Consider the following 19184-nt stretch of genomic DNA (forward strand, 5'->3'; position numbering starts at 1 on the left):
GCCCCTATCGTTGACCCGGAAAAGCGCGCGAAAACCGCGTCCACAGGTGGCATCGTAGCCCAGTGAAGATGCCACCAGCCGACACCACGACGGTCAGCCCCGTCACGGGCGACATGTCCGTCTAGCGTAATCTGGTATTTCAGTCCGATATGACACCTAGGAGGTGGGCCGTGACAGCAGAGCGGGATCACGGTCAGGCACCCGCGACTCACGGGTCGCGCATCGACGCGTACGTCGATCGGTACGCCGCACGAGCTACCGGGATGGTCGCCTCCGAGATCCGAGCTCTCTTCGCCGTCGCGTCGAGGCCCGAGGTGGTCTCGCTGGCCGGCGGCATGCCGTACGTCACGGCGCTCCCCCTCGACATGGTCGGCGAGCTGGTCTCCGACCTGGTCACCAAGCGCGGCCCCGTCGCGCTGCAGTACGGTTCCGGCCAGGGTGACCCGCACCTGCGCGAGCAGATCTGCGAGGTCATGCGGCTGGAGGGGATCCACGCCGGGCCGAACGACGTGGTCGTCACCGTCGGTTCGCAGCAGGCCCTCGACCTGATCACCCGGATCTTCATCGATCCCGGCGACGTGGTGCTCGCCGAGGGCCCCTCGTACGTGGGGGCTTTGGGAACGTTCGCCGCCTACCAGGCCAAAGTGGTTCACATCGCCATGGACGATCAGGGCATCGTGCCCGAATCCCTGGCCCAGACCATCTACGCCCTCGAGACCGCGGGCGCGCCCATCAAATTCCTCTACACGATCCCGACCTTCCAGAACCCGGCCGGCGTGACCCTCAACATCGCCCGCCGCCAGCAGGTGCTCGACATCTGCCAGCGGGCCGGGGTCCTCGTCATCGAGGACAACCCGTACGGGCTGCTCGGCTTCGACGGCGAGCCCATGCGCGCCCTGCGAGCCGACAACCCGGACGGCGTCGTCTACCTCGGGTCCTTCTCCAAGACGCTCGCCCCCGGCTTCCGCGTCGGCTGGGCGCTCGCCCCGCACGCCATCCGCGACAAGCTCGTGCTCGCCATGGAATCGGCCGTGCTGTCCCACTCCTCGTTCACCCAGCTGGCCGTCGGCCAATACCTCGCCACGCAGCCATGGCGCGAGCAGATCAAGACGTTCAAGGAGCTCTACCGCGAGCGCCGCGACGCCCTCCTCGACGCGCTCGACGCCCTGATGCCGCCCGAGGTCACCTGGACCCGCCCCGCCGGCGGGTTCTTCGTCTGGGCCACCCTGCCCGAAGGGCTCGACTCGAAGGCCATCCTGCCCCGGGCCGTGGCCGAGCGGGTCGCGTTCGTACCAGGCACCGGGTTCTTCTCCGACGGCAGCGGGGCACGACACATGCGCCTGTCGTTCTGCTTCCCCGAGCCCGACCGCATCCGTGAAGGGGTACGCCGGCTCGCCGGGGTGATCGAGCAGGAGATGCAGCTGCGCGACACGTTCGGCACCTCGTCGGCCCGCGAACACGCCGGCGTGGACACGCCCGGGCCCGACCTGGCCTGAACGTCACGAAAAGGGCCGGCGCCGGGTGACGCCGGCCCTTTTCATTTCTCCACCCGGCCAGGCGCGCGGACGAAGCCCCTGCCGTACACCATCCACCCCCGGCGCCGGTACGGTTGGACAGCGTGCGATCAGCGGAGGAGTTGTGATGAGCGATCTGGGCCACGTGCTCGTGCTGGCCGGAGGCCTCTCCTATGAGCGAGAGGTGTCTCTGCGGTCCGGTCGCCGAGTCAGCGAGGTGCTGCGCGCGGCGGGCGTCGACGTCGAAGCCCGCGACACCGACGCGTCCCTCGTGCCCTCGATCCTCGCCGACCCGCCGGATGCCGTGTTCGTCACCCTGCACGGCGGCGCGGGCGAGGACGGCGCCATCCGCTCCGTCCTGGAACTGCTCAACGTTCCCTACGTGGGCGCCGACCCCGACGCCTGCCGGGTGGCCTTCGACAAACCCACCGCCAAGGCCGTCGTACGCTCCGTCGGGCTGCACACCCCCGAGTCCGTCACGCTGCCGAAGGAGACGTTCCACGACCTCGGCGCCACCGTCGTGCTCGGCCGCATCGTGGAGCGGCTCGGCCTGCCCCTCTTCGTCAAGCCCGCCCGCGGCGGCTCGGCGCTCGGCGCCTCCATCGTCCGCACCGCGGAAGAGCTCCCCGCCGCCATGGTCGGCTGCTTCGCCTACGGCGACACGGCACTGATCGAGCGGTACGTCGAGGGCGTGGAGGTGGCCGTCTCCGTCGTCGACCTCGGCAACGGCCCTGAGGCCCTGCCCGCCGTGGAGATCGTCCCCGACGAAGGGGTCTACGACTACGCGGCCCGCTACACGGCCGGCCACACCGAGTTCTTCGCCCCCGCCCGCCTCTCCCCCGAGGCCGCCGCGGCGTGCGCGGAGACGGCGGTGACCGCTCACACGGCACTCGGCCTGCGCGACATCTCCCGTACGGACCTGATCGTCGACGCGGCGGGCGTCCCCCATTTCCTCGAGGTCAACGTGGCGCCGGGGATGACGGAGACTTCCCTCCTGCCCATGGCCGCCGAAGCGGCCGGCCAGGACCTGGGCGACCTCTGCCGCGCCCTCCTCCAGAACGCCGCTGCCCGCTTCCGTCCCGAAAACCCCCTCTAGGAGCGCGGCCCCGCAACGCCTTAGGCCAAGGCACGTTCGGAGCTCATCCAAGGCACGGACCCGCGCTCCCTTCGGGCCCACCCAGACACCCAGGCCCAACGCGGGTGCGGACCCATGCCTGGCGTTCGGCCCACGCCCGCGCATGGTGTCCGTCCCAGAGCTCCACCCCCACGAAGACGCGCTCCCGCCCTTCTTCCCTACGCGGATCTGTTCCCGTACCTGAAGTCCGGCCCGGAACCTGAAACGTACCGACGGCACCGGCGTCGCCACTTCCCGATCCCGCTTCCACCCACGACGGCGCCGCCACTGCGATCCGCCGAGCCACGGCAGCGCCGCCAGCCCGTTCGCCACCGGCATGCGGCAGGCAGGAGAACCCGTCGGCAACCGGCCCGTGACGGCTTGCCGGGCGCCCGCCTCCCCTGCCCCGAGGTGGTCCGCGTCGGTTGTGAAAGTAGCCTTGCGGTGTGCTGATCGATTCGACGTACCCCAAGAGCTTCGCCAGCGACAACCACGCGGGCGTGCACCCGGACATCCTGGCGGCCATGGCCGCCGCGAACGACGGAGACGCGCCCGCCTACGGCGGCGACCGCTGGACCGCGGCCTTCGAAGAGGGGATCAAGGAGGTGTTCGGACCGGGCGCGGAAGGCTTCGCGGTGCTCAACGGAGCGGGCGCCAACATGGTCGGCCTCGCCCTGATGCTCGGCCGCTACGACGCCGTTCTCTGCGCCGACAGCGCCCACATCGCCACCCACGAAGCAGGGGCAGCTGAGCGGCTGCTCGGCGTGAAGTTGATGACGATCCCCACCGCGCAGGGCAAGCTCCAACCCGACGACATCAAGGCTCGCCTGGGCGGTGTCGGCAACCACCACGAATCCCAGCCCGCCGTCGTCTCCATCTCCCAGTGCACGGAACTCGGCACCACCTACTCCGCCGAAGAGATCGCCGCCCTCGCGGAGACGGCACACGAGGCCGGACTCCGCCTTCACGTGGACGGCGCACGGCTCGCCAACGCCGCCGCCTTCCTGGACTGCGATCTGAAAGCCATCACCACCGACGTGGGAGTGGACGTCTTCAGCTTCGGCGGCACCAAGAACGGTGCGCTGGCCGCCGAAGCCGTGGTGGTGCTCGACTCCGGGCTGACCCAGGCCGTGCCTTTCCTGCGCCGCCAGTCGCTCCAGCTCGCCTCGAAGATGCGCTTCATATCGGCCCAGCTGTCGGCGCTCCTGACGGATGACCTGTGGCGGCAGAACGCTGATCACGCCAACCGGATGGCGACGCGACTGGCGGACGGCCTGGAGGGCATCGCCGGCGTGTCGCTGGCTTATCCCGTGCAGTCCAACGCCGTCTTCGCTGCCTTGCCGCCGACGGTGGCCACGACACTCCTGCAGCGCTACCGGTTCCACTACTGGGACGAGGCCACCGGCGTCGTCCGCTGGATGACCGCCTTCGACACGACTCCTGGCCACGTCGACGACTTCCTCGACGACATCCGCAAGGCCGCCATGTGACTCCCCGCGTGTTTCACGTGAAATACGGGAGGATGCCCGCCAGAGTTCCTGGCACATCCATCGAGACCGTTGTTTCACGTGAAACACCGCAGCACGCGTCTAGCTCCTCGCTTCCACGAGGTCCGTCCGGGGGATCCTTCTTCGCAGCGGGCTCTCAAGCACCGCCTCTCGCGCTGGCGCATCGTCGTGGGGGGTGTACTTCGGTCACTCAGTTAAATCCGCCTCTGCGCAGTCGTCGAGTGCCGCGAACGTCGCTCCCACGCGGCAGGCACGACGACTGCCAACCGCCGCACGCACCGAACCGTTAAGACCAACGCCCTTCCCCCGCGTCCCCGCGTCCCCGCGTCCCCGCGTCCCCGCGTCCCCGCGTCCCCGCGTCCCCGCGTCCCCGCGTCCCCGCGTCCCCGCGTCCCCGCGTCCCCGCGTCCCCGCGTCCCCGCGTCCCCGCGTCCCCGCGTCCCCGCGTCCCCGCGTCGAGGATTATCGCGGTGGCTGGACGTACGTGAGCTGCGCACGTTTGACTCCGCGACGGTTCATCGCTCTCGGCGCTTCCATCTCCCGTCGAGGGTTGCGACGACGACCTGCCCGCTCTCCCTGGCGTGTGAAGCGAGGACGAGTGTTTCACGTGAAACAGCGCCTTACTCTCGGCGTGGTTTCACGTGAAACAGCCGTCGGTCACTCCTGCGCGTCCCGCATTGCCCGTACGGCCTCAGGCACCATGGTGTCGATGATGCGCTCAAGGTCATCGATCGTCGCGAACTCCACGACGATGCGGCCCTTGCGGCGTCCCAGATCGACTTTGACCTTGGTCTCGAAATGGTCGGAGAGGCGGTCGGCGAGATGCGTGAGCTCGGGGGCGGTGGGCTTGGCGGCCTGGCGTTCACGGGGGGCCTTCTGGGCGGCCTGGGCGCTCCCCATGGCGACGATCTCTTCGACCGCCCGCACCGAAAGGAGCTCCGCCACGATCCGCTGCGCGAGCTGGATCTGCTCCTCTACGGAGCTCAGCCCCAGCAGAGCTCGGGCATGGCCGGCACTGATGACACCGGCGGCAACCTTGGGCTGGATCTCGGGCGGGAGGTTCAGCAGGCGGAGGGTGTTGGTGATGTGAGAACGCGAGCGGCCGACCTTCTGTGCCAGCTGGTCGTGCGTTGCCTGGAAGTCGTCAAGAAGTTGCTGGTATGCCGCGGCCTCTTCCAGCGGGTTCAGCTGCTCACGCTGAAGGTTTTCGATGAGGGCGTCCCGCAGGAGGTCGGTGTCCTGCGTGTTGCGGACAATCGCGGGGACCGGGTCGAGACCGACCTGCTTGCACGCCCGCCAGCGCCGCTCCCCCATGATCAGCTCGTACTGTCCGCCGCCGACGGACCGCACCACGATCGGCTGCAGGAGCCCCACCTCGCGGATGGACTTCGCAAGCTCCTCAAGGCGTTCGCCGTCGAAGACCTCACGGGGCTGGCGCGGGTTGGGGACGATCGCCTCCAAGGCGATCTCCTTGAAGTACGCCCCGGCGACCGGCTTTGGGCCCGTCTCCGCCGTTGACCCGTTGGCCGGGGCCGGAACCGCCCCCGTGCCGTCAACGATGGGACCGGTCGGGATGAGCGCCCCGAGCCCCTTGCCCAATCCCCGCCGCTGCTGACTCACTGCGTCTCCTCATCCAGCCGGTCCATTCCGGTCACTCCTGGAGAGGTTACCGTTGCGCGCCGGACGGAGTGTCCGCTCGCCACACACCGTCCCGTTGGATTTACCCCGAGACGATCACAAATCTGCCCAACTCATGACCGCCCCCACGATCTCACGCTTCTCCCCCGCCCCAGCCGGCATCAGGTGACGTGAACGGGCGTGGCGCGCTCGGACGACGGTCGAGGCGCGGCGACCACGCCCTGGGGCAGGGCGTGAAGTCAGGCGACCGTGGCGCGGTGAGCGATCTCCCGGGCGGCGTCACTGTAGGCCATCGCACCGCTGGACCCCGGGTCGTACGTCATGACCGACTGGCCGTAGCTGGGCGCCTCCGACAGGCGGACGCTGCGCGGGATGACCGTGTTGAGCACCGTTTCGCCGAAGTGGGCCCGCACCTCGTCCGCCACCTGCGAGGCCAGCCGGGTGCGGCCGTCGTACATCGTGAGAACGATCGTCGACAGGTTGAGAGTCGGGTTGAGGTGCGCCTTGATCAGGTCAACGTTTCGCAGGAGCTGGCCGAGGCCTTCCAGCGCGTAGTATTCGCACTGGATGGGGATCATGACCTCGTCGGCGGCCACCAGGGCGTTCACGGTCAGGAGCCCCAGGGAGGGCGGGCAGTCGATGACGATGTAGTCGAGGTCGATCGCGTCGTAGGCCGCCAGCGCGCGGCGGAGGCGGGCTTCCCTCGCCACCAGGGAGACCAGCTCGATCTCCGCACCCGCCAGGTCGATGGTCGCCGGAGCGCAATAGAGGTTGGGCATGTCGGGCACTTGCTTGACGATGTCGGCCATAGGCAGGTCGTCCACAAGCACCTGATAGACATCAGGCACGTCGCCGCGGTGCTCCGTGGCCAGCGCGGTGGAAGCGTTGCCCTGAGGGTCGAGATCGACCACGAGGACTCGCTGGCCGTGCATCGACAGGGCGGCGGCGATGTTGACCGAGGTGGTGGTCTTGCCCACGCCGCCCTTCTGGTTGGCCACCGCGATCACCCTCGTCTTGGCCGGGCGAGGCCAGCTGCCGTCGCCGCCATTGGGGCTCTCGCCGGACTGGACGGCCGTGGGGGTTGCGGATGTTTCACGTGAAACCACTGAGCTGAGCGCCTCTCGTACCAACGGCGATTCGCCGGGGTTCAGGGGGGTCTGGGTCACGATGGCCATCCTTTCAACGAGTGGTGTGCCGGTGCCGGGAATTGGCTGTCGCGACACGCCCAATTCGGGCCAGCCAACTCCGGTTGGACTCTCGGACGGACGGCTGTCCGGCCAGCCAAGACCGCTTGACGCGACTGGCACAACCGTCACCTCCTTCGTCGCCGCCCGGCTCGCTCCGGCGCGCGACCCGCTACCACCCGAACCAATGTTGCAGGCGGCTCGACCTTACCGCGCCCGACGGTCACGAGCTCAGCCGTTCGGGCCCCGGTGGCGCGCAATTCGGCCTCCGCCTCGGCGAGCTCGCCCGCGGCACGCTCCCCCTTCATGGCGATCAGCTCGCCGCCTTCGCACAGCAGCGGCATGGCCCATCGGAGGAGGCGTTCGAGCGGGGCCACCGCGCGAGCGCTGGCGATGTCGTACTCGCGCTTGCCCGCCAGCTCCTCCGCCCGCCCGCGCAGCACCTCGACGTTACCGAGCTTGAGCGTGTCGACGCACTCCTGCAGGAACACGGTACGCCGAAGCAGCGGCTCCAGGAGTGTGACCGTGATGTCCGGACGGACGATCGCCAGCACGAGCCCCGGCAGCCCGGCGCCGGAGCCGATGTCCACCAGGCGCACATCAGGCGGCACGACCTCCGCCACGACCGCGCAGTTGAGCAGGTGGCGATCCCAGATCCGCGGCACCTCCCGCGGGCCCAGCAGCCCGCGGACGACTCCAGGACCCGCCAGCAGCTCGGCGTACGTGTTAGCACGCCCCCAAGCCTCCCCGGTGAAGACGTCACGCGCTATCTCCGGCGGCTCCGGAAGCTCATCGCTCACTGGTCGGTGGCCCTTTCTTGGTGCTTGGTCGAAGCCGGACGCCGATCGCCCTCGGGACAGCGAGGACGTCAGGAGTTCGTCCCCCACCCAAGGCTAGATGTGCGATCACAGGGGAAGACTAGCGGGCTGTCTCGCGGCTGACGCCGGGCCGCGCGAGCCGCGGGACCCGCGCGGCCGAGCGCGTCGACGTGGGTGCCCGCGTGGCGGCCGGTCACGATGGCTGAACATGCGAACGGCCGCCTGCCCCGCGTTCAGGCGGTGGGCAGGCGGCCGGTTGGGACGTGTCAAGCAGGCAGGACCACGACGTACCGCTGAGGCTCCTCGCCCTCCGACTCGCTGCGGAGCCCGGCGGTCGCCACGGCGTCGTGGACGATCTTGCGCTCGAACGGCGTCATCGGGTGCAGGGACTTCGGCTCGCCGCGCTCCCTGACCTGGTTGGCGACCTCGGTGCCGAGCTTGGTCAGCTCCGCCCTGCGGCGCTCGCGGTAGCCGGCCACGTCGAGCATCAACCTGGAACGCTCGCCGGTCTGCCGGTGCACGGCCAGGCGGGTCAGCTCCTGCAGCGCTTCGAGGACCTCTCCCCCGGGCCCCACCAGCTCCGTGCCCTTGAGCCCGACCACGGATACCAGGGCGCGGTCGCCCTCGACGTCCATGTCGATGTCGCCGTCGATGTCGGCGATGTCGAGAAGGCCCTCGACGTAGTCGGCAGCGATCTCGCCTTCCTGCTCCAGCGCGCTGAGATCAGGAGCCTTTTCCTGCTCGGCCTCGGTCATGGCCGGCCTCTCCTTCGTGTTCACGACTTCTTGCTGCCGGTGCGCTTGCTGCGGGACTGGCGGCTCGGCTGTTGCCTGATGATCTTAGGCTCCGGCGGGGGCGGCGGCGCCTGCTCCTCAGGGGGTGTCTTGCGAATCTTCGCGATCAGACCCTGCTTCGGCGGCACGGGGATCACGTTGCCCTTGGCGTCGTACTGCGGCATCGGGTGCCGGCTGTAGAACCAGTGCTGCTGGCCGAGCGTCCACACGTTGGTGGTGACCCAGTAGAGGATCAGGCCGAGGGGGAAGTTGAGGCTGAAGATGGCGAACAGCGGCGAGATGTACATCAGGATCTTCTGCTGCTGCGCCATGGGGTTGTCCGGCATCTGGGCCATGGACCGGGTGACGCTCTGCCGCACGGTGAGGAACGTGGTGAGCGAGCTGATCGCCACGAAGATGCCCAGCACGATCTTCGTCTGCACCGCGCCGGCCTGGAACGTCGCGAGCTGCTCGGCCGACATCCAGAAGTGGGCGGGCAGCGGGGCGCCGAAGATGTGGGCGCTTCTCGCGCTGTCGACCAGCTCCTGCGTCATGCCGTAGTCGGGCTCGCCGTTGGCCATCTTCTGGAGCACGGTGAACATGGAGATGAAGATGGGGAACTGCGCGACAACCGGCAGGCAGCCGCCGAGGGGGTTGGCTCCGGCGCCCTGGTAGAGCGCCATGACCTCCTGGTTCATCCGCTGCTTGTCGTTCTTGTAACGCTTGCGCAGCTCCTGCACCTTGGGGGCGAGTTCCTGCATCTTCCGCGAAGATCGCATCTGCTTCAGGAAGAGCGGGAAGATCAGGATCCGCATGAACACGGTCAGCGTGATGATCGTCAACGCCCAGGTCAGCCCGCTGTCCGGGTCGAGGACCGTGCTGAATGCAGTATGGATCCAGATGATGACTTGGGCTACGGCTTGGTACAGCCAGCTCAGCCAGGACAGCTCCACCGAGCTATCTCCCTTGCGTTTCGTGGGACCGGACCGGGCGTGGGGGCACCGGGTCAATACCTCCGGGATGGAATGGGTGGCACCGCCCGATGCGCCGGACAGTCAGCCACGTGCCGCGCAATGCTCCGTGCACGGCGATCGCCTCGAGTCCGTACGCGCTGCACGACGGATAGAACCGGCAGCGCGGACCGAGCATCGGGCCGATGAAGGCCCGGTAGAACCGGATGGGGAGGATGAGCGCCCGAGCGGCGGGGCTCGGCGCCACCACTTGCGGCTGCTCTGTCATCTCTGCTGTCCACCCGTCGAGGACTCGTGCCGCCTGAGCAAACGTTCCAGTGCGGAGTCGAGCTCGGCGGCCAGCTGCTCGAATCGCGCGGACGCGGCCGGTGGATTGGCGCGTACCACCAGAAGGCTACCTCGCGGCAGCCGGTCAAGACGGTCCCGCATCAGGTGTCGGAGCCGTCGCTTGACCTTGTTGCGCGTCACGGCGTCACCGACGGCCTTGCTCACCACGAAACCCACCAGGGGTTCGTTCTCCCCGGAAATGGTGAAATGCACCACTAGAGTCGGTCGGCCGGCGCGCTTGCCGCGCCGTACCGCCGCCTCGAACTCGTCCCCGCGTCGCATGCGGGATTGACGGGACAGCACCGTATACGCCTAACGCCCGCCGGCGAGATGCACCGGCGGGCCGACTATCAGGCGCGGGTCGATCAGGCCGACAGCTTCTCGCGGCCCTTACGGCGGCGAGCGGCGAGGATGGCGCGACCGGCCCGGGTGCGCATCCGCAGCCGGAAGCCGTGGGTCTTCGCGCGGCGACGGTTGTTCGGCTGGAAAGTACGCTTGCTCACGGGTGGGCTCCAGGCTTGATGATGCGCCACGACGGCGCTTAACACACAGGATGGCCTGTCAGGAAAGCGAGGGCACGCGAAATAGCCGTCGCGTGACAAGCCGACCGTCGTACGTTACGGGGGAAGCGCGGCCCAGGTCAAACCAGACCGGTTGTCCACTAATCCACAGGCGACTTTTCCACTGCCGCGCCAGCGTCCACAGTATGTGCACCCAGGTGCCACTACGCTGTGGACAACGCCTTGAACGCAGCTGTGCACATAGATACTGTCGGCCCTTCTGGGCCTGCTCCAAGGCTGTGCACAACCTGTGGATCTCCTGTGGAGGGCCTGTGGAGGCCGGGACGAGAAGCCCGGCAGCCACGCTGTGGACGAAGGGGTCGCCGAGAGCCGGAGGCGGCCCCGCCATGTGGATAACGATCGCGGGGGGCCGCGAGAGGGAGGAGGGGGAGCCGCATCATGAACGCTGTCGACCTCGGCACGGTATGGGCGAGGGCCTTGGCCAACTTCCTCAATGAGAACGTGCCGGTGCAGCAGCGCACATGGCTGTCGATGGTGCGTCCGATCGCCCTGGCCAACGACACGATCGTGCTCGGCGTCCCCAACGACTTCCTCAAGGACCTCATCGAGGGCAAGCTGCGCCCGCTCGTCGCGCACGCGCTGTCGCAGGAGCTCGGCCGGACGATGCGGCTGGCGGTGATGATCGACACGACGGCGCCTGAGCAGCCGCCCGGGGACGTTCATCAACAGCCTGTGACTCACAGTTATCCCCAGGATGTGGAGAGTCAGCCGCGTTATGCACAGCCTGCGCAACCGCAGCACAACCAGGCTTCCGAGCCTCCACAGTTCTATTCTCCACAGCCCGAGCCGCCCCAGATATCCACCGAATATCCACAGCAGAGCTTCTCTTTTGAACAGGCGCAGCCGTACACACCGCCTGTGGAAAAGAGCCCCGAGCCGGCGCCGAACCGCTGGGAGGCCAAGAGCAACAAGCCCAGCGAACCAGCCCGTCTCAACCAGAAATACACATTCGAGACATTCGTCATCGGCGCCAGCAACCGGTTCGCCCACGCGGCGGCCGTGGCGGTGGCCGAATCCCCCGCGAAGGCGTACAACCCTCTCTTCATCTACGGCGATTCGGGGCTGGGGAAGACGCATCTGCTGCACGCGATCGGGCACTACGCCCAGAGCTTGTACGACGGAGCGCGGGTCAGGTACGTGAGCTCGGAGGAGTTCACCAACGACTTCATCAACAGCATCCGCGACCACAAGGCCGACGGGTTCCGCGGCCGCTACCGCGCGATCGACATCCTGCTTGTGGACGACATCCAGTTCCTGGAGGGCAAGGAGCAGACGCAGGAGGAGTTCTTCCACACCTTCAACACGCTCCACAACGCCAACAAGCAGATCGTCATCTCCAGCGACCGGGCGCCGAAGCAGCTGATCACGCTGGAGGACCGGCTGCGCAACCGGTTCGAGTGGGGCCTGATCACCGACGTGCAGCCGCCCGAGCTGGAGACGCGGATCGCCATCCTCAGGAAGAAGGCCATCCAGGAAGGGCTGGCCGCGCCGCCCGAGGTGCTCGAATACATCGCGAGCCGCATCTCCACCAACATCCGCGAGCTGGAAGGCGCCCTGATCAGGGTCACCGCGTTCGCCAGCCTCAACCGGCAGGGCGTCGACCTGCAGCTCGCCGAGGTGGTGCTGAAGGACCTCATCACCTCGGAGTCCGACACCGAGATCACCATCGCGGCGATCATGAGCGAGACCGCCCAGTACTTCGGCATCAGCATCGACGACCTGTGCGGCACCTCCCGCAGCCGGGCGCTCGTCAACGCCAGGCAGATCGCCATGTATCTCGCCCGCGAGCTGACCGAGCTGTCGCTGCCGAAGATCGGCCAGCAGTTCGGGGGGCGCGACCACACCACCGTGATGCACGCCGAGCGCAAGATCCGCTCGCTCATCGCGGAGCGAAGGTCGATGTACAACCAGGTCAACGAGTTGACAATGCGGATCAAGCAGACACCCCGTGGATCTTGAGTTCATACACAGCCTGTGGAAAACACTGTGGACCAGCGGAAACGCAAAAATTCACTCGCCGTTCGCCCAACAATGCTGGGAAAAATCCGTCCACAATGGTTGGGGACAACGGTGGGGACATCCTGGGGAGAACCTGGGGACTACCAGTGGACAGTGTGTGGACAGACTGTGAACAACGGATCTGGGGCTCCAGAAGGGCCCTTAATACCCCGTGGATAACCTGTGGAAACCTCGTGGATAACCCCGGTCCGGCCGTGGATGAAGGCACCAAGATCTGGGGACGGCCTGTGGGCGAAGAATCTCTGTCCCCAGGCACGGAAGTTCTCCCCAGGCGTCACCCACAGCGGCAGTGGATGAAAATATGGCCGTTGACCTGCCAAGACGCTGGTTGTCCACAGGATCCACAGCCCCTAGTGTGATGACCTCCTATCTCTCTTACTAAGAAACTCAAAGACCCATAGAGGGGTTCTCCCGGAGCGCGAGTCCGGGAGGGTGGATCCTTGAGATCCTTGAAGCAACGACGAACCCAGGAGGCTGATCACCGTGATGTTCCGAATCGAGCGAGACGTCCTCGCTGAGGCGGTGGCATGGACGGCACGCAGTCTCCCGGCGCGGCCGTCGGTGCCCGTGCTCGCCGGCATGCGCCTCGAGGTCACCGACGAGCAGCAGCTCAAGCTCTCCGGATTCGACTACGAGGTCTCCGCCGAGGTGACGCTCGAGGTCCACACCGGCGAGCCGGGGGTCGTGCTCGTCTCGGGCAAGCTGCTCGCCGAGATCACCCGGTCGCTTCCCGCACAGCCTGTGGATTTCGTGGTGGACGGCGCCAAGGCGGTCGTCACGTGCGGCAGCGCGCGATTCACCCTGTTGACCATGCCTGTGGAGGACTACCCGTCGCTCCCCGCCATGCCGCCGGCCGCGGGCCGCGTCGGCAGCGACGTGTTCGCCTCGGCCGTCGGCCAGGTCGCCGTCGCCGCGGGCCGGGACGACACGCTGCCGATGCTCACAGGCGTGCGCATGGAGATCGAGGGCGACACGGTGACCCTCGCCGCGACCGACCGCTACCGGCTGGCCGTACGCGAGCTGAAGTGGCAGCCGGGGCAGCCCGACTTCTCCGCCATCGCGATGATCCCCGGCAAGACGCTCGCCGACACCGCCAAGGCGCTCGGCGCAACCGGTGCCGAGGTGGAGGTCGCGCTCAGCTCCGCCGGAGGCACCGGCGAAGGCATGATCGGCTTCTCCAGCGCCGGGCGGCGCACCACGACCCGGCTGCTCGACCCCGAGTTCCCCAAATACCGTTCGCTCCTGCCCACCGAGTTCTCCGCCCGCGCCGAGCTGTCCACAGGCCCGTTCGTCGAGGCGGTCAAGCGCGTGGCCCTGGTCGCCGAGCGCAACACCCCCGTACGGCTGGCGTTCAGGAGCGGCGAGGTCGTGCTGGAGGCGGGCAGCGGCGACGAGGCGCAGGCCGTCGAGGCGCTGCCCGTCGACTACGAGGGCGAGGAGATGAACATCGCCTTCAACCACCAGTTCCTGCTGGAAGGGCTGGGCGCCATCGACTCCGACGTGGCCCGGCTGCAGATGACCACCTCGACGAAGCCCGCTATCCTCACCGGTGGCAAGCCTGTGGACGACGCGGCCGCGGCGGACTATCGCTACCTGATCATGCCCATCCGCCTGTCAGGCTGACCCGGCCTTCGGGGATGATGGAAGCCTGACTAGGGGGTAGAACAACATGCAGATCGGCATGGTCGGACTGGGCAAGATGGGCGGCAACATGGCCGAGCGGCTGCGCCGCGGCGGCCATGAGGTCGTCGGCTACGACCGTGACCCGGCGATCAGCGACGTGGGCAGCCTGAAAGAGCTGGCCGAGCGCCTGCGAGCGCCCCGCGCCGTCTGGGTGATGGTGCCCGCGGGCAAGCCCACCCAGTCCACGATCGACGATCTCGGCGAGCTGCTGGACGAGGGCGACATCGTCGTCGACGGCGGAAACTCCCACTACGGCGACGACCAGAAGCACGCCGGCGAGCTGGCGGAGAAGGGCATCGGGTTCGTCGACTGCGGCGTGAGCGGCGGTGTCTGGGGCCTGGAGAACGGCTACGCGCTCATGTGCGGCGGCGACTCCGCCAACGTCGAGCGGCTGATGCCGATCTTCGACACGCTCAAGCCCGAGGGCGAGGACGGCTTCGTGCACGCCGGCGACGTCGGCGCCGGGCACTTCGCGAAGATGGTCCACAACGGCATCGAATACGGCATGATGCAGGCGTTCGCGGAGGGCTGGGAGCTGCTCGAGGCCTCCGACGTCGTCAAAGACGTCAAGGGCTCCTTCAGCAGCTGGCGCACCGGCACTGTGATCCGCTCCTGGCTGCTCGACCTGATGGTGCGCGCGCTCGACGACGACGAGCATCTCGACCAGCTCCGCGGCTACGCGCAAGACTCCGGCGAAGGCCGGTGGACGGTGCAGGCGGCCGTCGACCACGCCGTCCCGCTGCCGGTCATCACCGCCGCGCTCTACGCCAGGTTCGCCTCGCGCCAGGACGACTCCCCCGCGATGAAGGTCGTCGCGGCGCTGCGCAACCAGTTCGGCGGGCACGCGACCACCGCGGCGGAGGGCAGCACGGACAAGGGCGCCGACGCGCCGGGCGCCGACGTCACGCCGCCCCGCGAGAGCGAACGCTAGCCGTCACGGCCCCCGCCCGCCTTTCGCGAGCCGGTGACCCCGGGGGCGCGCGTGGCCCACTAACCTTCGTGGGGTGCATGTCGCCCACCTCTCGCTGACCGACTTCCGGTCCTACGCGTCCGTGGAGCTCGGCCTGGAGCCGGGCGTCACGGCGTTCGTCGGGCCCAACGGCCAGGGCAAGACCAACCTGGTCGAGGCCCTCGGCTACGTCGCGACGCACTCCAGCCACCGGGTGGCCGGCGACGCGCCCCTCGTCCGGCAGGGCGCCACGCGGGCGGTCATACGCTGCGCCGTGCAGCGCGACGACCGGCGGGCGCTCATCGAGCTGGAGATCAACCCGGGCCGTGCCAACCGTGCCAGGCTCAACCGCTCGCCCGTGCCGAGGGCGCGCGACGTCGTGGGCCTGCTGCGCACCGTGTTGTTCGCCCCCGAGGACCTGTCGCTGTCCAAGGGCGACCCGTCGGAGCGCCGCCGGTTCCTCGACGAGCTGCTGGTGGCCAGAGCTCCCAGGTTCGCCGGTGTGCGCGCCGACTACGACCGGGTGCTCAAGCAGCGCGGAGCCCTGCTCCGTACGGCCGCGCAGGCCCGCAGAGGCAGCAGGAGCGCCAGGAGGGCGGAGAGCGACACCGGGTTCGCCGCGGCCGGCGCGGGCGACGTGCTGAGCACACTGGAGGTGTGGGACGCCCACCTCGCCAGGCATGGCGCCGAGCTGTTGCGGGCCCGGCTCGAGCTCATCGAGGCGCTGCGCCCGCTGGTCGCGGGGGCCTACGCCGCGCTCGCCCCCGCCAGCGCGCCGGCGACGCTGGCCTATCGCAGCACGTTGTCCACAGGTGGGGATGACGGTGAGGGCGGCGGACTGCTCGAAGACGCCGGTGAGCGGGGATCTTCCGCTGCACAGACGTTATCCACAGACCTGGGGAAAACCCTTGAGGAGCGCATCCGCGAGCGCCTGCTCGAGGTGCGCCAGTCCGAGCTGGAACGAGGAGTCACACTCGTCGGCCCCCACCGCGACGACCTGATCCTCGGCCTCGGCGACCTGCCCGCCCGTGGCTACGCCAGCCACGGGGAGTCCTGGTCGTTCGCGCTGGCGCTGCGGCTGGCCGCCTACGACCTGCTGCGTGCCGACGGCGGCGATCCCGTGCTGATCCTCGACGACGTGTTCGCCGAGCTCGACACCCAGCGCAGGCGCCGCCTCGCCGAGATCGTCGCGCCGGCCGAGCAGGTGCTCATCACGGCAGCCGTGCCCGACGACGTGCCCAAGGAGCTGTCAGGAGGCAGATACGACGTCGCTGAGGGGGGAGTGACCCGTGTCCGCTGACGAGAACGCCACCGCCAGGGGCGCCGCGATGGCCAGGGAGAAGCTCGCCCAGGCCAAGGCCGACGCGGCCAAACGCGGCCAGCTCCCCCGGCGCGAGCCCAGGCGTAGGGCGGCGGGGCCGCGCCGTGAGGGCGGTGACCCCCAGCTTTTCGGTCGTGCCATCGCCGACCTGCTCGCCGACCGCGGCTGGGAACGCCCGGCGGCCGTCGGCGCGGTGTTCGGGCGCTGGGCCGACATCGTGGGCCCCGACCTGGCCGCCCACACCAGACCCGAGTCGTTCGACGACGGTGAGGTGCTGATCGCGGCCGACTCGACGGCCTGGGCCACGCAGGTACGGCTGCTCGCGCGCACCCTCGTACGCAGGCTCAACGAGGAGCTCGGCGACGGCACGGTGACGAAGGTCAAGGTCAGGGGGCCGCAGAACGCACCGCGCCCGTCAGGTGGATTGCGGGTGACCGGAAGTCGGGGTCCCGGCGACACTTATGGGTAGCCGCGCGCGACGTGTGCCCGGACGTTGTGGATAGGGGCCAAGGGCGATCAGAAAGCCACAGACGCGATAAGCCCCCCTATCCGGAGGGGGGATGCGGCCTGGGGGGCCAAACGAGCTAGCGGGCATCACAGGCGCGTTCATTGCCACCTTGAGGCTCCGGAGGCGGTAGAATGAAAAAGGATTCCGGACACGTCCGCTTGCGTGTCACCCCGGCAGCAAGCCGACTCCCCTGGGTGACCGCGCATCGGGGCACTCACGACGGTGACGGGCACGGCAGGGGCAGCTTGTGACATTCATGGCGACCCCCGCCGCGTGTCCGCGGCAGGAGGATTTCGCAGTTGTCCTACGACGCTAGCTCAATCACCGTACTCGAAGGGCTTGAGGCGGTTCGCAAGCGCCCGGGTATGTATATCGGCTCCACCGGGGAGCGAGGTCTGCACCACCTGGTCTACGAGATCGTGGACAACGCGGTGGACGAGGCCCTTGCCGGGTTCGCCAGCAGGATCGACATCACACTGCTCGCCGACAACGGTGTGCGCGTGGTCGACGACGGTCGCGGCATCCCCACCGGCATTCATCCTGTGGAGAAGCGCTCGGCGGTCGAGGTCGTGCTCACCACGCTGCACGCGGGCGGCAAGTTCGACAGCCAGGCCTACGCCGTCTCGGGCGGCCTGCACGGCGTCGGCTCGGCCGTCGTCAACGCGCTGTCCACCGCGATGGACGTCGAGGTCAAGCAGAACGGCCACTACTGGCGCGTGCGCTTCGACATGTCCAAGCCCACGGCGCCGCTGGCCAAGGGCGAGGCGACCGACGAGACCGGCACCACGATCACGTTCTGGCCCGACGCCGACGTCTTCGAGACCACGACGTGGAACTACGAGACGCTCTCGCGGCGCTTCCAGGAGATGGCCTTCCTCAACAAGGGCCTGACGATCACCCTGACCGACGAGCGCCCCGAGTACATCAACGGCGAGCCGCGCAAGGTCACCTACCTCTACGAGGGCGGCCTGGCCGACTTCGTCAAGCACCTCAACACCAAGAAGGAGCCGGCGCACGCGTCGATCATCTCCTTCGAGGAGGAGGGCGACGGCATCGCGGTCGAGATCGCCATGCAGTGGAACAACTCCTACTCCGAGTCGGTCTACACCTTCGCCAACACGATCAACACGGCCGAGGGCGGCACCCACGAGGAGGGCTTCCGAGCGGCGCTGACGTCGATCGTCAACCGTTACGCCCGCGAGCAGAAGTTCCTCAAAGAGGGCAAAGACGACAACCTCTCCGGTGAAGACGTCCGCGAGGGCCTGACCGCGATCATCTCCGTCAAGCTCTCCGACCCGCAGTTCGAGGGCCAGACCAAGACCAAGCTCGGCAACACCGAGGCCAAGTCGTTCGTCCAGAAGGCGTGCAACGACCACCTGCGCGACTGGCTCGAACGCAACCCCGGCGAGGCCAAGGACATCATCAACAAGTCGCTGCAGGCCTCCCGCGCCCGCCTCGCGGCCCGCCAGGCCCGCGACCTCACCAGGCGCAAGTCACTGCTCGAGTCGGGCAGCGGCCTGCCGGGCAAGCTGGCCGACTGCCAGTGGAACGACCCGGAGCGGTGCGAGTTGTTCATCGTCGAGGGCGACTCGGCCGGCGGCTCCGCCAAGGGCGGCCGCGACTCGCGTTTCCAGGCGATCCTGCCCATCCGCGGCAAGATCCTCAACGTCGAGAAGGCGCGGATCGACAAGGTCCTGAAGAACAACGAGGTCCAGGCGCTGATCACCGCGCTCGGCACCGGCGTCCACGACGAGTTCGACATCACCAAGCTGCGCTACCACAAGGTCATCCTGATGGCCGACGCCGACGTCGACGGCCAGCACATCAACACGCTGCTGCTGACGCTGCTGTTCAGGTTCATGAGGCCGCTGATCGAGGCGGGGCACGTCTACCTGTCCTGCCCGCCCCTCTACAAGATCAAATGGGACCGCAAGGGCGAGGACGCCTCCTACGCCTACTCCGACCCCGAGCGCGACGCGGTCATCGCCGAAGGCATCGCCAACGGCAAGCCCGACCCCCGGCCGCGCGACAACGTACAACGCTTCAAGGGCCTGGGCGAGATGAACGCGGCCCAGCTCTGGGAGACCACGATGAACCCGGAGACCCGGCTCCTGCGCCTGGTCACGCTCGACGACGCGGCCCAGGCCGACGACCTGTTCAGCGTGCTCATGGGCGAGGACGTCGAGGCCAGGCGCGACTTCATCATCCGCAACGCTCGCGATGTCCGTTTCCTCGACGTCTGAGCGACCGGCCGTGGGTGCAGATTCGGCTATTCG

Annotated in this window: 17 protein-coding genes; 9 read left to right on the forward strand and 8 right to left on the reverse strand. The window is 68.3% G+C overall.

The window, feature by feature from the left end; all coding sequences use genetic code 11:
• The first annotated feature begins 149 nt into the window (after window positions 1–149).
• From ACTWPV_RS47485 to ACTWPV_RS47495, 3 genes are all read left to right on the forward strand, one after another.
• Window positions 150–1496 (forward strand): aminotransferase-like domain-containing protein, encoded by a 1347-nt coding sequence (locus ACTWPV_RS47485; protein ID WP_443156889.1) that lies wholly within the window; start codon window positions 150–152, stop codon window positions 1494–1496.
• Between the two features lie 145 nt (window positions 1497–1641).
• A complete protein-coding gene (locus ACTWPV_RS47490; RefSeq protein ID WP_347647508.1) occupies window positions 1642–2610 on the forward strand; it encodes a D-alanine--D-alanine ligase family protein in 969 nt (322 codons plus the stop codon).
• 464 nt (window positions 2611–3074) lie between these two features.
• Window positions 3075–4118 (forward strand): threonine aldolase family protein, encoded by a 1044-nt coding sequence (locus tag ACTWPV_RS47495; protein WP_347647507.1) that lies wholly within the window; start codon window positions 3075–3077, stop codon window positions 4116–4118.
• Between the two features lie 675 nt (window positions 4119–4793).
• On the opposite strand, the gene ACTWPV_RS47500 is transcribed toward ACTWPV_RS47495, so the two are convergent.
• The 8 genes from ACTWPV_RS47500 to rpmH all read right to left on the reverse strand — a co-directional run bounded on the left by ACTWPV_RS47500 (window position 4794) and on the right by rpmH (window position 10350).
• A complete protein-coding gene (locus ACTWPV_RS47500; RefSeq protein WP_443156890.1) occupies window positions 4794–5756 on the reverse strand; it encodes a ParB/RepB/Spo0J family partition protein in 963 nt (320 codons plus the stop codon).
• 257 nt (window positions 5757–6013) lie between these two features.
• Window positions 6014–6949 carry a ParA family protein gene (locus tag ACTWPV_RS47505; protein ID WP_347650662.1) on the reverse strand — a complete coding sequence of 312 codons (936 nt, stop codon included), beginning with the start codon at window positions 6947–6949 and terminating at the stop codon, window positions 6014–6016.
• A gap of 137 nt (window positions 6950–7086) precedes the next feature.
• Window positions 7087–7758 carry a 16S rRNA (guanine(527)-N(7))-methyltransferase RsmG gene (rsmG, locus tag ACTWPV_RS47510; RefSeq protein ID WP_347650661.1) on the reverse strand — a complete coding sequence of 224 codons (672 nt, stop codon included), beginning with the start codon at window positions 7756–7758 and terminating at the stop codon, window positions 7087–7089.
• 284 nt (window positions 7759–8042) lie between these two features.
• Complete coding sequence (locus tag ACTWPV_RS47515; protein WP_347650660.1) at window positions 8043–8531, reverse strand: Jag family protein; 489 nt, start codon at window positions 8529–8531, stop codon at window positions 8043–8045.
• Window positions 8532–8551: 20 nt separating this feature from the next.
• Window positions 8552–9502: a membrane protein insertase YidC gene (gene yidC, locus ACTWPV_RS47520; RefSeq protein WP_347650659.1), complete on the reverse strand. Its 951-nt coding sequence runs from the start codon at window positions 9500–9502 to the stop codon at window positions 8552–8554.
• 4 nt (window positions 9503–9506) lie between these two features.
• Window positions 9507–9788, reverse strand: coding sequence for a membrane protein insertion efficiency factor YidD (yidD, locus tag ACTWPV_RS47525; protein ID WP_132632270.1), 282 nt, complete (start codon window positions 9786–9788; stop codon window positions 9507–9509).
• On the reverse strand, window positions 9785–10129 hold the full coding sequence (gene rnpA, locus ACTWPV_RS47530) for a ribonuclease P protein component (RefSeq protein WP_443156891.1): 345 nt from the start codon (window positions 10127–10129) through the stop codon (window positions 9785–9787). Before rnpA ends, yidD begins: the two co-directional genes overlap by 4 nt.
• An 83-nt stretch (window positions 10130–10212) precedes the next feature.
• Complete coding sequence (rpmH, locus tag ACTWPV_RS47535) at window positions 10213–10350, reverse strand: 50S ribosomal protein L34 (RefSeq protein WP_043614899.1); 138 nt, start codon at window positions 10348–10350, stop codon at window positions 10213–10215.
• 456 nt (window positions 10351–10806) lie between these two features.
• On the opposite strand from rpmH, the gene dnaA reads away from it, so the two are divergent.
• The 6 genes from dnaA to gyrB all read left to right on the forward strand — a co-directional run bounded on the left by dnaA (window position 10807) and on the right by gyrB (window position 19151).
• Entirely contained in the window at window positions 10807–12387 is a 1581-nt protein-coding gene (gene dnaA, locus ACTWPV_RS47540; RefSeq protein ID WP_347650657.1) for a chromosomal replication initiator protein DnaA, read from the forward strand.
• 543 nt (window positions 12388–12930) lie between these two features.
• Complete coding sequence (dnaN, locus tag ACTWPV_RS47545) at window positions 12931–14070, forward strand: DNA polymerase III subunit beta (RefSeq protein WP_347650656.1); 1140 nt, start codon at window positions 12931–12933, stop codon at window positions 14068–14070.
• Between the two features lie 46 nt (window positions 14071–14116).
• Entirely contained in the window at window positions 14117–15061 is a 945-nt protein-coding gene (gnd, locus tag ACTWPV_RS47550) for a phosphogluconate dehydrogenase (NAD(+)-dependent, decarboxylating) (RefSeq protein ID WP_347650655.1), read from the forward strand.
• Between the two features lie 73 nt (window positions 15062–15134).
• Entirely contained in the window at window positions 15135–16379 is a 1245-nt protein-coding gene (gene recF / locus ACTWPV_RS47555) for a DNA replication/repair protein RecF (protein ID WP_443156892.1), read from the forward strand.
• A complete protein-coding gene (locus tag ACTWPV_RS47560; RefSeq protein ID WP_347622925.1) occupies window positions 16369–16869 on the forward strand; it encodes a DUF721 domain-containing protein in 501 nt (166 codons plus the stop codon). The genes recF and ACTWPV_RS47560 overlap by 11 nt, the downstream gene beginning before the upstream one ends.
• Before the next feature lie 359 nt (window positions 16870–17228).
• On the forward strand, window positions 17229–19151 hold the full coding sequence (gene gyrB / locus ACTWPV_RS47565) for a DNA topoisomerase (ATP-hydrolyzing) subunit B (RefSeq protein ID WP_443156915.1): 1923 nt from the start codon (window positions 17229–17231) through the stop codon (window positions 19149–19151).
• Window positions 19152–19184 lie beyond the last annotated feature (33 nt).

Source organism: Nonomuraea sp. KM88 (genome assembly GCF_052245635.1).
Classification (GTDB): domain Bacteria; phylum Actinomycetota; class Actinomycetes; order Streptosporangiales; family Streptosporangiaceae; genus Nonomuraea.

Bases quoted from the DNA above. Each gene is read 5' to 3' on its own strand.
- rnpA (WP_443156891.1), bottom strand. From the start codon at position 10,129: ATGCGACGCGGGGACGAGTTCGAGGCGGCGGTACGGCGCGGCAAGCGC.
- ACTWPV_RS47485 (WP_443156889.1), top strand. From the start codon at position 150: ATGACACCTAGGAGGTGGGCCGTGACAGCAGAGCGGGATCACGGTCAG.
- ACTWPV_RS47490 (WP_347647508.1), top strand. From the start codon at position 1,642: ATGAGCGATCTGGGCCACGTGCTCGTGCTGGCCGGAGGCCTCTCCTAT.
- yidD (WP_132632270.1), bottom strand. From the start codon at position 9,788: ATGACAGAGCAGCCGCAAGTGGTGGCGCCGAGCCCCGCCGCTCGGGCG.
- dnaA (WP_347650657.1), top strand. From the start codon at position 10,807: ATGAACGCTGTCGACCTCGGCACGGTATGGGCGAGGGCCTTGGCCAAC.
- ACTWPV_RS47515 (WP_347650660.1), bottom strand. From the start codon at position 8,531: ATGACCGAGGCCGAGCAGGAAAAGGCTCCTGATCTCAGCGCGCTGGAG.
- ACTWPV_RS47505 (WP_347650662.1), bottom strand. From the start codon at position 6,949: ATGGCCATCGTGACCCAGACCCCCCTGAACCCCGGCGAATCGCCGTTG.
- gnd (WP_347650655.1), top strand. From the start codon at position 14,117: ATGCAGATCGGCATGGTCGGACTGGGCAAGATGGGCGGCAACATGGCC.